This window comes from Ethanoligenens sp. (assembly GCF_047718355.1).
Lineage (GTDB): Bacteria > Bacillota > Clostridia > Oscillospirales > Ethanoligenentaceae > Ethanoligenens.
In genome coordinates this window covers 16157-30337 of sequence record NZ_JBDNLG010000003.1, presented here as the reverse complement: position 1 = coordinate 30337, position 14181 = coordinate 16157, and the positions used below count along the sequence as shown (strand labels likewise).

11 protein-coding genes are annotated in these 14181 nt (G+C 53.3%); 8 read left to right on the top strand and 3 right to left on the bottom strand.

Annotation, left to right across the window (positions count from 1 at the left end; translation table 11 throughout):
• Positions 1-51: 51 nt before the first annotated feature.
• Complete coding sequence (locus ABF463_RS00910; RefSeq protein ID WP_415531651.1) at positions 52-3300, top strand: SNF2 helicase associated domain-containing protein; 3249 nt, start codon at positions 52-54, stop codon at positions 3298-3300.
• A 49-nt stretch (positions 3301-3349) separates the two neighbouring features.
• Positions 3350-4111, top strand: a complete 762-nt coding sequence (locus ABF463_RS00905) for an alpha/beta fold hydrolase (RefSeq protein ID WP_415531650.1) — start codon at positions 3350-3352, stop codon at positions 4109-4111.
• Between the two features lie 94 nt (positions 4112-4205).
• On the opposite strand, the gene ABF463_RS00900 is transcribed toward ABF463_RS00905, so the two are convergent.
• The 3 genes from ABF463_RS00900 to ABF463_RS00890 are packed head-to-tail and all read right to left on the bottom strand — an operon-like array spanning position 4206 to position 7727.
• The gene (locus tag ABF463_RS00900; protein WP_415531649.1) at positions 4206-5471 is read right to left on the bottom strand and encodes a glycosyltransferase family 4 protein; all 1266 of its coding nucleotides are present in this window, start codon (positions 5469-5471) and stop codon (positions 4206-4208) included.
• 18 nt (positions 5472-5489) lie between these two features.
• The gene (trpS, locus tag ABF463_RS00895; protein ID WP_415531648.1) at positions 5490-6497 is read right to left on the bottom strand and encodes a tryptophan--tRNA ligase; all 1008 of its coding nucleotides are present in this window, start codon (positions 6495-6497) and stop codon (positions 5490-5492) included.
• 48 nt (positions 6498-6545) lie between these two features.
• Positions 6546-7727 (bottom strand): PLP-dependent aminotransferase family protein, encoded by a 1182-nt coding sequence (locus ABF463_RS00890; protein WP_415531647.1) that lies wholly within the window; start codon positions 7725-7727, stop codon positions 6546-6548.
• A 276-nt stretch (positions 7728-8003) separates the two neighbouring features.
• Here ABF463_RS00890 and gltX point away from each other — a divergent pair, with 276 nt between their 5' ends.
• The 6 genes from gltX (at position 8004) to phoU (ending at position 14160) form a co-directional block, all read left to right on the top strand.
• Positions 8004-9461, top strand: coding sequence for a glutamate--tRNA ligase (gene gltX, locus ABF463_RS00885; protein WP_415531646.1), 1458 nt, complete (start codon positions 8004-8006; stop codon positions 9459-9461).
• 193 nt (positions 9462-9654) lie between these two features.
• A complete protein-coding gene (locus tag ABF463_RS00880) occupies positions 9655-10593 on the top strand; it encodes a phosphate ABC transporter substrate-binding protein (protein WP_415531645.1) in 939 nt (312 codons plus the stop codon).
• Positions 10594-10725: 132 nt separating this feature from the next.
• Complete coding sequence (gene pstC, locus ABF463_RS00875; protein WP_415531644.1) at positions 10726-11694, top strand: phosphate ABC transporter permease subunit PstC; 969 nt, start codon at positions 10726-10728, stop codon at positions 11692-11694.
• Entirely contained in the window at positions 11691-12590 is a 900-nt protein-coding gene (gene pstA, locus ABF463_RS00870) for a phosphate ABC transporter permease PstA (protein ID WP_415531643.1), read from the top strand. Before pstC ends, pstA begins: the two co-directional genes overlap by 4 nt.
• A gap of 18 nt (positions 12591-12608) precedes the next feature.
• On the top strand, positions 12609-13364 hold the full coding sequence (gene pstB, locus ABF463_RS00865) for a phosphate ABC transporter ATP-binding protein PstB (protein ID WP_415531642.1): 756 nt from the start codon (positions 12609-12611) through the stop codon (positions 13362-13364).
• Between the two features lie 133 nt (positions 13365-13497).
• Complete coding sequence (phoU, locus tag ABF463_RS00860; RefSeq protein WP_415531641.1) at positions 13498-14160, top strand: phosphate signaling complex protein PhoU; 663 nt, start codon at positions 13498-13500, stop codon at positions 14158-14160.
• The last annotated feature ends 21 nt before the right edge of the window (positions 14161-14181 follow it).

Here is a 14181-nt window from a genome sequence, read left to right as displayed (position 1 = left end):
TTTATGTAAAGAGATATTGGCATCAGTCAACAGCGGGAGTGTACTTGCGTTTTGAATATTGAAATGAAAGATATCGCGGCAGCGGCCGCAAATCGTGCCACTTTTGAGCACGGCGTGGAATATTACAACCAGCACCGTGTTTCCAAGCTGAAACGAATAAAGGACGAACAACACGCTTGCGAAAAAGTCACTGCGGAAGTGCACGGCGGCAAGTATAATTACGAAGTGGAGGTTACGTTTGATCAAAACGGGGAGACAAAAGAGAGCTGGTGCGACTGCCCGGCCTTTTACGAATACGAGGGCTGCTGCAAGCACATTGTAGCGGTGCTTCTCTGTTGCTATGCCCTGCAAAAAAACGACGCGGGCGGCGAGCGCAATGGAAACGACAACAAAACCGACCACTATGCCGGACGGATGCTGGGGCATTACAGTAAAAAAGCGCTCAGCGACGCCATGGCGCATTCTATTGTCAAAAAGGCACGGCTGGTACCGTCGCTTGAATACGACTACAACGGGCGGCTCAACCTATCGTTCACTGTCGGCCATGATCGGCAGTATATCATCCGGGATCTGTCCAAATTTTATTTCGAGATGCGGCAGGGCGGCACAATGGACTATGGCGCCAAGCTCACACTCACCCACGATATTGCAGCTTTTGAAGAATCCGCGCGGCCATTGGTGCGTTTCTTCATGTCGCGGTATGCGGACTATATGCAGTTTGCAAGCGATGCGGGCGGCTATAAGGCCGGCAAGCGAAGCCTGACGCTTTCAAGCAGTGCTTTTGATGAATTATTTCAATTGCTGGTAGGGCAGAAAGTTTCGATGCGGGTGGATTTCCGCAATGAGAAACAGGTGCTGTTTACCAGCGAGAACCCCGTGCTGAGCCTACAGGTGCAGGATGCGGGTGAATCATTCCTGCTGCACCTCTCCGAGCTGCCGCTTTTCCTCTATATGGGGGAGAAGAATGCCTATGTCATGCTGGACGACAAGCTTTACCGCTGCACGGAAGATTACACATCTTCCACACGGGAATTTTTGCGTGCGTTTGTAGACAAAGGCGGCGAGCTTACCGTCAACCGCAACGACATGCCCTTGTTCTGCTCAAATGTGCTGGACACTATCTGCACGCACGTCGAGGTGGAAGATGCGGAGACGCTGGACCATTTCCGCCCCGCGCCGTTAAAATCCAAGCTGTTCCTCGACATGCCCTCCTCCATGATGGTGACAGGCACTTTACGATACTGCTACGACGGCACCGAGATCAACGCCACCGACGAGCAGCCCACCCCGTCAATCCAGCGGGATGTACGGAGCGAATACATCACCCGTTCGTTGGTGGACAAATACCTCCCTTCCTATGACCTCCCGCACCGGCTTTTATATGTAGACGATGAGGAAAAGATCTACACGCTACTCAACGAAGGTGTCGCAGAACTTTCCACTGTGGCGGAAGTTTACGCCACCGACCGTCTCGGGAAGGTGACCATCCGCAAACCGCCTGCTGTGAGTGTGGGTGTGCGCCTGAAAAGCGACCTGCTGAATGTGACGTTCGACACCGGCGATTTTCCCCGTGATGAGCTGCTAGACCTGCTCAAGGCCTATCGGCAGCACAAAAAATACCATAAGCTGTCCGACGGCAGTTTTGTTTCGCTGGATGACGACACGCTGGGCGAGGTGTCCGAACTGGCACAAAGTTTGGATCTTTCGGACGACCAAATCAAAAACGGCGAGGCCGACGTGCACCGTTATCGCGCCATGGTGCTGGACAATATTTTAAGAGACAGCGCGCTCATCCAGTCCCAGCGGGACACGGGGTTTAAGTCCATGCTGCGGGAGATTCGCAGCATGGACGATGCCGACATCCAGCCCCCCGAAAGCCTGCGCCATATCCTGCGGAATTACCAGAAAAAGGGCTTTCGCTGGCTCAAAACGATGGCGCGCTACGGCCTCGGCGGTATTCTGGCCGACGACATGGGTCTCGGGAAAACGCTGGAGACCATCACCTTTTTGCTGCACAACCACGAGGAAGACACTGCGGACAAACGCATCTCATTGGTGGTTTGCCCCACTTCACTGGTGCTCAACTGGGTCAGCGAGATCACGCGCTTTGCTCCTAGTCTGAAATCACTTGCTGTCATGGGCAATGCCGCACAGCGCGCGGAACTAGTGGAGCAGATCCCGCAGAACGATATCATTATCACCTCCTACGAGCTGCTCAAACGGGACATCAGTCTCTACAAGCCCTATACGTTCGATTGTGAAATCATCGACGAGGCGCAATATGTCAAAAACGCCAGCACACAAAATGCGCGCGCCGTCAAACAAATCAGCAGCAAACACCGCTTTGCCCTCACCGGCACACCGGTGGAAAACAGCCTTGCCGAATTGTGGTCCATTTTTGATTTCTTGATGCCGGGGTATCTCTATAGCCACTCCAAATTCCGTGAAACATTTGAGCTGCCAGTGGTCAAGGGCGGCGACGAACGGGCATTGGAACGGCTGCGGCGGATGCTTTCCCCGTTCATCCTGCGCCGCCTGAAATCCAGCGTACTCAAGGAGCTGCCGCCCAAGACCGAGACTGTGCTGTATGCGCCTCTGGACGGAGAGCAGCAAAAACTCTATATAGCGAACCTCGCGAGCATCCGGCAGGAATTGACCGGCACCTTGCAAAACAGCAATAAACTCATCGTGCTGGCTATGCTCACCCGCCTGCGCCAGCTGTGCTGCGACCCGTCGCTCTATTACGAGGACTACACGGGAGGCAGCGCCAAACTAGAACTTTGTATGGAGCTGCTGCGCTCCGTCACCGAAAGCGGGCACAAGGTTCTGCTGTTCTCGCAGTTCACCTCCATGCTTTCGATTATCGCCGACCGGCTGACGGGCGACGGCATCGGGTACTATGTGCTGAAAGGCTCGACTTCCAAAGAGGAACGCGCCCGGCTGACTACCCGTTTCAATGATGATGATACGCCCGTATTCCTTATTTCCCTCAAGGCGGGCGGCACCGGGCTGAATCTCACAGCGGCGGATATCGTCATCCATTACGACCCTTGGTGGAACGTGAGCGCGCAGAATCAGGCGACCGACCGAGCGCACCGCATCGGGCAAAAGAGCAGCGTGCAGGTCTACAAGCTGATTGCCAAAGACACCATTGAGGAAAAGATTCTCAAGCTCCAGCAGGACAAACTGAAACTGGCGGATTCAGTCATCAGCGAAGGGGACGGTATCATCTCCAAAATGTCGCCGCAGGAGCTGCTGGCCCTGTTTGATTCCTCACCGGAGGACCAAACCGCAGGATAACCACAGATCAAGCAAATCATCTCCAATAAAACGAACAGGAGATTCGAACATGCATTTTCGAGAATTCGGTGATTCAACTCTTCCCTCTGTCATCCTGGTCCACGGCGGAGGTCTGTCTTGGTGGTCTTGGCAGCCGATAATCGACGCACTGGAAGCACAGTACCATTTGATTGTGCCGACCATTGATGGGCACGACGACGATGGAGACACCACATTTTGCAGCATCGCCGACAGCGCGGAAAAACTCATCGCTTATGTGGATAAGTCCTGCGGAGGACAAGTCTACGCACTTGCGGGGCTTTCCATCGGGGCCCAAATCATTGTGGAGGTTCTTGCGCGACGTGAGAAAATAACACGCTTTGCCGTTATCGAAAGTGCACTGGTTTATCCCATTCCCGCATCCGGACTGATGGCGGCGCTGACTCCGTTGGTTTATGGGCTTCTTAAATATCGGTGGTTTGCCAAACAGCAGGCAGCGGTCTTGCAAATACCAGACGCTGCATTTGAGCGATATTATACTTCCAGTTTACGCATGTCCTGTATGTCACTTCGTAATATCACACGCAGTAACGGACAATACCCACTTCCCTCGCACATCGAGGCGACCGATGCGAAGGTACTCATCCTGGTGGGCGGAAAAGAAATCGGCATCATGAAAAAATCCGCCGCGCAGCTTCACGAAGCCATACCGGGAAGTGTCCTGCACGTATTACCCGGCTGGAAACATGGTGCAGCCAGTCTCATCCATACCGATGTGTATCTGCATCTGTTACAGGATCTTTTTGACGGGGAGACAGCGCCGGTTCACTGACATTGTCCTCCTGTCCTTCTATCGTTTATCAATAAAGAGAAAGCACCGGCGATTGTTCGTCGGTGCTTTCTCTTTATTTCTCGCGTTGCCCGCGTCAGTTTTTCTCTTTGTTTTGTTCCGGCGTATCCGTCTGCGACGGGGGGGCATCCGGATTTTGTGGTACATCCGCATCGGGGGATTCCGGCGGCGTCTGCGGTTGCTCGTCCGCCTCAGGTTCTTCTTTGCCCGTCGTACAGTCGTGCGCCTCAGCATCCTCTTGGCACTTGCATTTTGCATTATAGCGGCGGCAGAGCTTGAGGGCAATCAGTGATGCAATCAGCACGATTACAAGGGCCAGGAGCAGAAAACGCCAGCCAATAATTTTGCCAAATACCGTGAACAAGATAGCAATGATACTGAGTGTGGCGCTGACCGCGTACAAAAACCATACCGCCTGCTTTTGAGAAAGCCCCATATCAATAAGCTGGTGATGGATATGGCTGCGGTCGGCCGCAAAAGGGGATTTCCCCTCAGAGAGCCGCCGCAGGATAGCGGATGATGTATCCAAAATCGGCAGTGCCAAAATGAGGATCGGTACCAGAAACGAGATAGCCGCATAGAACTTAAACAGCCCCTGTATGGAGATAACACCCAGCACATACCCCAAAAACATCGCGCCGGTATCGCCCATGAAAATCCTTGCCGGGTTTCTGTTATAGGGCAGCAAGCCCAGGCACCCTCCCGCCAAAGCGGCGGTAAGGACGGCAACCGAAAGCTGCGGGCGCCCTTGCAACGTGGCAAGAATGAGCAGTGTGCCGGACGCAATGCTTGCGATGCCGGCGGCCAAACCATCCAGACCGTCGATCCAGTTCATGGCGTTGGTCATTCCCACGATCCAAATCACCGTAATAAGAATGGACAGCCAGTTGCCAAGAGCGATTGGACCTCCAAACAGCCGTACCGGCAGAGAAACAAACTGGATGCGTGCGCCCAGTGCCACCGCGATGCCCGCCGCCACGCACTGCATGGCAAGACGCGGCAGCGGCGGTAAATTGAACCGGTCGTCAAAAAACGCCATCACTGCAATGATTGCCGCGCCGGGCAGAATCTGAATCATGAGCTGCGCAATGCGCGGTGGATAATATTCCGAGAACCGGCCCAAGATCAAGAGGACAATCAGCGTGGAAAGCAGAAAACCCGCTATAATGGAAAGGCCGCCCAGCAACGGTATGGGCTTTTTATGCATTCGCCGTTTGTCTTTGGGAATGTCAAGCCAACCAATGCGGTACGCAAGTTTGATGACAAACGGGGTACAGACATACGCAATAGCGATCGCCAATATCAGCGTCAGTCCAATGGTGCCATAGGTTTTCAGCGACATGGAAGCATATCCTCCCGTTTAGCGGGCTGTCGGCGGCACCAGCCCCAATTTTTTGCAGGCTTTTGCATAGGTGCGTCCGGCAAGTGCCCGCGCTTTTTCCGCGCCTTGTATATAGACATCCAACAGATGGTCTTTGTTTTTCATCAAGTCGGCATAGGTTTCCCGCACCGGACGCAATGTTTCCGCTACGGCCTCGCCTACGGCAACCTTAAAGTCGCCGTAACCTTTTCCGGCAAACTCCCGCTCAATCTCCGCTGTGGTCTTGCCGGTCACGATGGAATAGATGGAAATGAGATTATTCACGCCGTCTTTGCCCGCACGGCAAACGACCTCGGCCTCTGAATCGGTGACCGCACGTTTAAATTTGCGCAGGATGGTATCGGTGTCGTCCAACAGCAGGATGTATGCGTTGGGGTTCTCATCCGATTTGGACATTTTTTTCGTCGGTTCCTGCAGTGACATCACCCGTGCGCCCGCTTGGGGGATATACGGTTCCGGAATACGGAAGACGTCCCCGTAAAGGCCATTGAAGCGCCCGGCTACGTCCCGCGCCAGCTCCAGATGCTGTTTCTGGTCGGCGCCCACCGGTACCAGGTCGGTCTGGTAAAGGAGGATATCCGCCGCCATCAACGTCGGATAGCAGAACAGACCCACATTGATATTATCAGGATGTTTGGCTGATTTATCCTTGAATTGTGTCATACGGGACAATTCACCGAACTGGGTATAGCAGTTGAGCAGCCATGCCAGCTCCGCATGGGCAGGCACATGGCTCTGGATAAACAGCTGGCTCTTTTCCGGGTCGATGCCGCAGGCCAGCAGCAGTGCCATCAGCGAAAACGTCTGCTGGCGCAGTGCCGCCGGTTCCTGTCGGACGGTGAGCGAGTGCAAATCCACCACCGAATAGATGCAGTGGTATTCTTTCTGCAACAGCGGCCAGTTGCGCATCGCTCCCAAATAATTCCCAAGCGTGGGAATGCCGGTGGGCTGTATGCCGCTGAACACATTTTTCTTTGGGTTTTCCATTCGTGGTCTGCCTCCGCTTTCTATAGAGCACGCACATAGGCTGCTTTTTTATTGAATAGGTATCTCGCCGAGCAGTTCCAGACCCTTTTTGATCTGTTCTTCAGACGGGGTGGAAAAGTTCAGCCGGAACGACCGGCTCTCACCCTGTGTATCCGCCAAAAATGCAGTGCCCGGCACCACCGCCACGCCTTTGCCGAGAGCAGTTTTGCAATATGCAAGCATATCGTTTTTCTCGGGCAGGGTACACCACAGGAACAGGCCGCCCTGTGGTGTTGTATAGGCGATACGCGGGTCAAAATTGTGGCGAATGCCATCCAGCATCCTGCCGCATTTCTGCCGGTAGAGCGCACGGATACTTTGCAGATGTGCATCAAAGCCATCCCACTTTAGGAACCGTTCCGCAATCATTTGCGGCAGCATGGCGGTATGGACATCCTCACCCTGCTTGGCCACCACCATCTTCTGCAAGACCTCCGACGGGCCAAGCGCATAGCCCACGCGCATCCCGGCAGACAAGATTTTGGAGAACGTGCCCAAATAGATGACGCGTCCGTCTTCGTCCATGGACTTGATGTGCGGTAAGTCGTCCCCCGCAAAACGCAACTCGCCATAGGGATTGTCTTCCAAAACCATAATGTTGTATTTGCGCGCAAGAGCATAGACCGCGCGGCGTTTTTCCATGCTGGTCGTGATGCCGGTGGGGTTTTGAAAATTGGGGATAATATAGAGCAAGCGAACACGTTCCTCGGTGCGCAGTGCCTGCTCAAGCCGTTCCACATCAATGCCGTCGCTCTGGAGCGGGATGCCTTTGAGCCGAATGCGCAAAGACCGGAACGCGTTGAGCACGCCGATAAAGCTCGGGTCCTCACAGAGCACGGTGTCGCCCTCGTCGCAGAGTGCCTTGGCGGCCAGTTCGGCGCCCTGCTGCGCACCCGAAACTACAATCAAGTCATCCGCCGGCCGCACGCAGCCATAATTGTTCTGCATCCGTTCCCGCAAGAGCGTGCGCAGAGGCATATACCCTTCGGTGATACCATATTGCAGCGCCACCACCGGATTTTCTTCAAGAATCTCCCGCGTGAAGGTGCGAATCATATCCACCGGAAATGATTCCGGCGCGGGGTTGCCTGCCGCAAAGGGAATGATGGATGGGTCAGTCGTCGCTTTGAAGATTTCACGGATTGCCGATGGCTTCAACGCCGAAAGGCGTTCGGAAATCTGATATTCCATTAAAAAAGACCTCTTTACAATATATAGGAAAGCACCGGTCGATTCGAGGCGCATAGCATTCGACCGGCGTTTCCGCACAATAAACAAAAAAACGGTTGGAACCGCCGCATTGCATCATATAAGATTATTTTATCACAATGCCCGCACCTTGACAATAACACCAGTCTAAATGTATGATAAAGGGTGTGCTGTGGCACATTGATAAGGATCAAAAACCGCCGCCGGCCGTTTTTATACTATGCCGCCCGGGCGGTTTATTTAGAGAGGAAGTTGCACATGGGTCAAACAGAAGTGCGCACCCGTTTTGCGCCCAGCCCCACCGGTTACATGCATGTGGGCAACCTGCGCACGGCGCTTTATACCTACTTGATTGCCAAGGCGCAGGGTGGGAAATTCATTCTGCGCATAGAGGACACTGATCAGGAACGTTACGTGGAAGGCGCAGTCGAAATTATTTACAAGACATTGCGCGAAACCGGCCTGCTCTGGGACGAAGGTCCGGATATCGGCGGCCCGGTGGGACCGTATATCCAGAGTGAGCGGCGGGGAACGTATGCCCGCTACGCCAAGGAACTCATCGAAAAAGGCGGCGCGTATTACTGCTTCTGCGGCAAGGACCGGTTGGATGAACTGCGCAAAATTCACGAGGCCAGCGGTGTGCCCCACAAATATGACGGTCATTGCCGCAATCTGCCGCCCGAGGAAGTAAACCGTCTGCTGGCGGAGGGCGTGCCTTATGTGGTGCGTCAGAAAATCCCCGAAGGTTCCACCACATTTCAGGATGTGATTTTCGGCGACATCACAGTGGAAAACGATACGTTGGATGACAACATCCTCATCAAGACCGACGGTCTGCCTACCTACAACTTTGCCAATGTGATCGACGATCATCTCATGGGCATCACGCATGTGGTGCGCGGCATCGAGTACCTGTCCAGCGCGCCGAAATACAATCTGCTCTATCAGGCGTTTGGGTGGGACATCCCCACCTATATCCACTGCCCGCCGGTCATGCGGGACGCCAACCACAAGCTGTCCAAACGCAACGGCGATCCCACATATGACGACCTCATCACGGACGGCTACCTCAAGGAGGCAGTGCTCAACTATGTCGCCCTGCTGGGCTGGAGCCCCGGAGGCGAGCAGGAAATCTTTTCGCTGACGGAACTGGTCAACGCCTTTTCTATCGACGGCATCTCCAAGTCGCCGGCTATTTTCGACATCGCCAAGCTCAAATGGATCAACAGCGCCTACATCCGCGCCATGAGCCTGGAGCAATTCCATGATCTGGCGCTTCCTTATATCAAACAGGCAGTCAAACAGGACGTCGACACGCGTCTGATTGCCGAAGTTTTGCAGCCGCGCTGCGAAAAACTGACCGATATCCCTGAGAAGCTGGACTTCATCGACGAGCTGCCCGTGTATGACAACGCGCTCTATGTGAGCAAAAAAATGAAAACAAACCCAGCAAATGCGTTAGAAACTCTTCGGGACGCGCTGCCTGTGCTGGAAGCATTGGAAGACTGGTCGCGAGAAAGCCTGCACGCGGCGCTGTTCGGCCTCGTGGAGAAAAAGGGCGTAAAAAACGGCGTGGTGCTCTGGCCGGTGCGTGTCGCCGTCTCCGGCAAACAGTTCACGCCAGGCGGCGCAGTGGAACTCTGCACACTGCTTGGAAAAGAGGAGTCCCTGCGCCGGATACAAAAAGGCATCGCGTTGCTCTCCGCCCAGGCATAATGGTGTATATTTCGACGATTTGTAAATGCTTCTTTTTGGTAAATGAGTGGAATTACGCATAAAGTCGTCGAAAACGTGCATACTTTACACAGTCTTTACAAAATCTTTACCTTCATTTGCTTTTGACCCCTCTGCAAAAAAGGTATAGTGGAAATGGTAGAGATAGTATGCAACACTAAGGAGAAAACATTTTATGAAGAAGCTTTTGGCAGCAGTCGCCTCAGTGGCAATGCTGGGTGTACTGTTTACGGCGTGCAGCAACTCGAACGGGGCCTCCAGCAGTTCCTCCGACTCCAGCGCGGTCAGCGGTACCGTCACAGCGGCAGGTTCCTCGGCGCTCAAACCGTTGGTAGACGCGGCTAAAACAGCCTTTCAGCAAAAAAATCCTGATGTTTCCATCACTGTCAGTGCGGGCGGATCGGGCGTCGGTCTTCAGCAGGTTGCAGCCGGCACAGTCGATATCGGTAACTCTGATGTGACCGCCGAGTCCAAGCTGCCTGCCGATCAGGCAAAAACACTGGTTGACCATCAGGTTGCTGTCGTTGGCGTTGCGGTCATTGCCAGCTCCGATGTGAAAGTGGCCAGCCTCACCAGCCAGCAGCTTTCTGATATTTTTACCGGCAAGATCAAAAACTGGAGCGATGTCGGCGGTACGAATGAACCCATTACGTTGGTTACCCGCCCGTCCAACTCTGGCACCCGCGCGTTGTTCAAACAGTATGCGCTGAATAACGTCGAAGAAACTGCCTCCTCCCTCAACACAGATGATTCCGGTGTTCTTTTGCAGGACGTTTCAGGCAACAAGGGCGCGATCGGTTATGTCGCTTTATCCTACTTGGTCACCAGCCCGAGCGTTAACACCATTAAGATTGACAATGTTGCGCCGACACTGGATAACATCTATTCCGGCAAATACAAAGTCTGGGGCACCGAGCATATGTACACTAAGGGTGAGGCCAAAAGTGCGACAGCCGCATTCATCAAATATATCCAGTCTTCCGATTTTGCAACACGCGCAGAAACCCTTGGATACGGTGTGGCCAGCAAAATAAAGGTACCGCATACGGACTCTTCTTCCTCCGCGTCTTCTTCGGCGGCGTCTTCGGCGTCCTCTGCGGCATCTTCCAAATAAGCATACAGCTTGCAGCAGCTTAGTCAATGCATCCCATTGTTTCGCAATGACATATGCACCTGCGTAGCGGTAAAGGCCGGCGGTTTTTCCGTTTGGCCTTTACCGCTACGCAAACGCTAAGGGGTATAAAGGATGGAGAAAGTGCTTTCAAAAGAACAGCAGATTATAAAAAAGAAAGTTGATAAACGGCCGGTTTTTCGGCTGGACTATTTTAGAAAAGAGTCGCTTGGGCGATCCATTGTCACGATTTTTGGGATTTTCACGGCGGCCATCACACTGATTATTGGCATTTTCCTGATTGTAAACGGGCTGCGAACCTTCACCGTATACCACCACAGCGTTTGGGAATTCCTGTTCTCCTCCAAGTGGTCTCCGATAGACGGTCCGATAACCGGCGGGCAGTATGGACATGTAGGTGCAGCCGTCTTTATCTTTGGCTCCATCTCTATCTGCTTTCTGGCGTTACTTATCTCCACGCCTTTTAGCCTAGCAGCGGCGATCTTTATGGTTGAAATCTCCCCCAAAATGGGCAAGCGCTTTCTACAGCCGGCCATTGAGATCTTTGTAGGCATTCCGTCGGTGGTTTATGGCTGGACGGGCCTGGTACTTCTGGTACCCTTTATCCGCGATGTATTTCATTTGCAAATCGGGTTTAGCGTGTTGGCTGGTGCCATTGTGTTGGCAATCATGATTTTTCCGACCATTACCAGCATCTCCGCAGATGCCATCCGCCATATTCCTTCGGCTTATAAAGAGGCCTCCTACGGACTGGGTTCCACCCGGTGGCAACTTATCTGTAAGGTGATTATGCCGGCTGCTTTGCCCGGTGTCCTTACAGGCATCATCCTTGGTCTTGCACGCGCTTTCGGCGAGGCTCTTGCGGTCGCTATGGTTATTGGACCAATGAACGCTTTTCCAAAGAACATCCTTTCACCAACCAGCAACCTCACTACCATGATCGCCGGTGCGATGGGGAATGCATCACAAGGCGGTGAGCTGCAAAGCGCCTTGTGGACAATGGCACTTCTGCTTCTTCTCATCTCGTTCGCCTTCATTATGATTGTCCGCATCATCGGGAAGAAAGGAGCGTCACGTTCATGACCAGTTCTGTCAATAAAGCTCACCCTGTCAGCAAAGCAAGGCGCGCTGACCATATTGCGACCGGCGTCCTGTACGGTGTAGCAAGTTTCTTCCTGCTGCTGCTTGCGGCATTCACCATCTTCATCCTCTACCGCGGCGGACGGGCCGCATACATTCTCTCCGGTACGCCGGGAGTCGGCATTGGGGCGCAGCTCTTTAATACTGTTTATCTGGTCATCCTCTCTCTGGCCATCAGCACCCCAATCGGCATCTGCGCAGGTATCTATATGGCTGAATATATGCGGGAGGGACGTCTTGCGAGTTTCATCCGCACCTGCATCGAAACACTTTCCTCCCTGCCGTCCATTGTCGTCGGCCTATTTGGCTACCTGGTGTTTCTGGTGATGACGCATTCTTCTTATAACCTGCTGGCTGGTGCGTTGGCTGTCTCTATCCTGAACCTGCCGCTGGTAACCACTACCACGGAGGATTCCCTGCGTGCCATCCCCAAATACTACAAGGAAGGCAGCCTTGGCATCGGCGCAACTCACTGGCAAACCATCGTGCGCGTGCTGGTGCCCGCCGCCATTCCCCGCATCATCACCGGCATCATCCTCGCGGGAGGCCGCGCATTCGGTGAAGCGGCCGCGCTTCTCTATATCGTGGGCACAGGAACAGACATCAATTTCAGAAACTGGAACCCGTTGAGCCGAATGTCCCCAATCAACCCGTTCCGTTCCAGTGAAACGCTCGCCATGCACATCTGGGATATGAACACCAATCCATCCGTACCGCACGCGCATGAACAGGCCGATTTTTCGGCGGCTATTTTGATCATCATGGTCTTTGTATTCAGCCTGGGCGCACGTATTATCGGCAATGCTTTGGAACGTAAAATGACCGGAAACAAAAAGTGACGCGCTGGAGGAAAAACAATGAAAGTCAAAATGACCGCAAAGGATGTCAATCTGTACTACGGTGAAGTCCAGGCATTGAAAAATGTCAACCTTGCTGCCTATGAAAACCACATCACCGCGCTGATTGGACCGTCCGGCTGCGGTAAGTCCACCTTTATCAAAACGCTCAACCGCATGAACGATTTGATTTCTTCAGTACGCGTGGATGGGGAAGTCACCCTGGATGGCGAGGACATTTACGCCCGTGACATGGATGTCACCCTGTTGCGCAAACGGGTGGGCATGGTATTCCAACAACCCAACCCGTTCCCCATGTCTATTTATGACAACATCGCCTACGGTCCTCGCATCCACGGCACAAAAAATCGTGCAGCGCTTGACACCATCGTAGAAAAGAGTCTGCGCGGCGCCGCCCTGTGGGATGAAGTAAGTGACCGCCTCCGCAAGAGTGCGCTGGGGCTTTCCGGCGGCCAGCAGCAACGTCTTTGCATCGCGCGCGCGCTTGCGGTGGAACCGGAAGTGTTGCTGATGGATGAACCAACCAGCGCACTCGACCCAATCTCCACCATGAAGATTGAGGAGTTGGCCGGTGAACTCAAAAAGCAATACACCATTGTCATTGTTACACACAACATGCAGCAGGCCGCCCGCATCTCCGATTTCACCGCATTTTTTCTGCATGGAGAGATCGTCGAATTCAGCGAAACGAATACGCTTTTCTCTATGCCGAAAGACAAGCGTACTGAAGACTACATCACCGGACGCTTCGGGTGAATATTACCGCTGTTCTCCGCATATATGATACTGGGACAGCACCGTCAATGGATACCCACTGTTTCTTTATTGATTCCATGCCGAGAAAAACACATTTGGCAAACATGTATTTCATATATTGAGGGGGAAAAGCGTGAACGTGCGTACTGAATTTGAAAAAGAGCTGGAACAGTTACACCTGCGTTTGATTCGCATGGGGGGATTAGCGGAAGAGGCCATCGACCGCTCCATCATTGCATTTGAAAAACAGGATATCGCTCTGGCACAATCGGTCGTGGAAAATGACAAGCAAATTGATGATTTGGAGCGGGATATCGAGACCCAGTGCCTGCGGTTGCTTCTGCGGCAGCAACCGGTAGCCAAAGATCTGCGCGCGGTATCCGCCGCGTTGAAGATCGTCACCGATATGGAGCGTATCGGTGACCACGCAGTGGGTATTGCGGACATCCTCGTGCGTTTTGGAGAACATCCGCCGACCCAATCCATTGAGCATATCCCGTTGATGGCCCACATCGCGTCCTCGATGGTAAAAGACAGCGTCAACGCGTTTGTCCACAGTGATATGAAACTCTCTCGGGAAATCATTGAGCGCGACGATGAGGTGGATCAGCTGTTTCATACCATCCAACAGGAAATCGTGACCATCCTTGTGCAAAACCCAAGCAATGCCGATGAAGCAATCGATCTGTTGATGATTGCAAAATACATTGAGCGCATTGCGGATCATGCAGAAAACATCGCGGAATGGGTTATTTTCTTCGTGACCGGTTCCATCAAGGACCAGCAAATCCTATAAGCGGCAGGGTTGTTTCCAGAC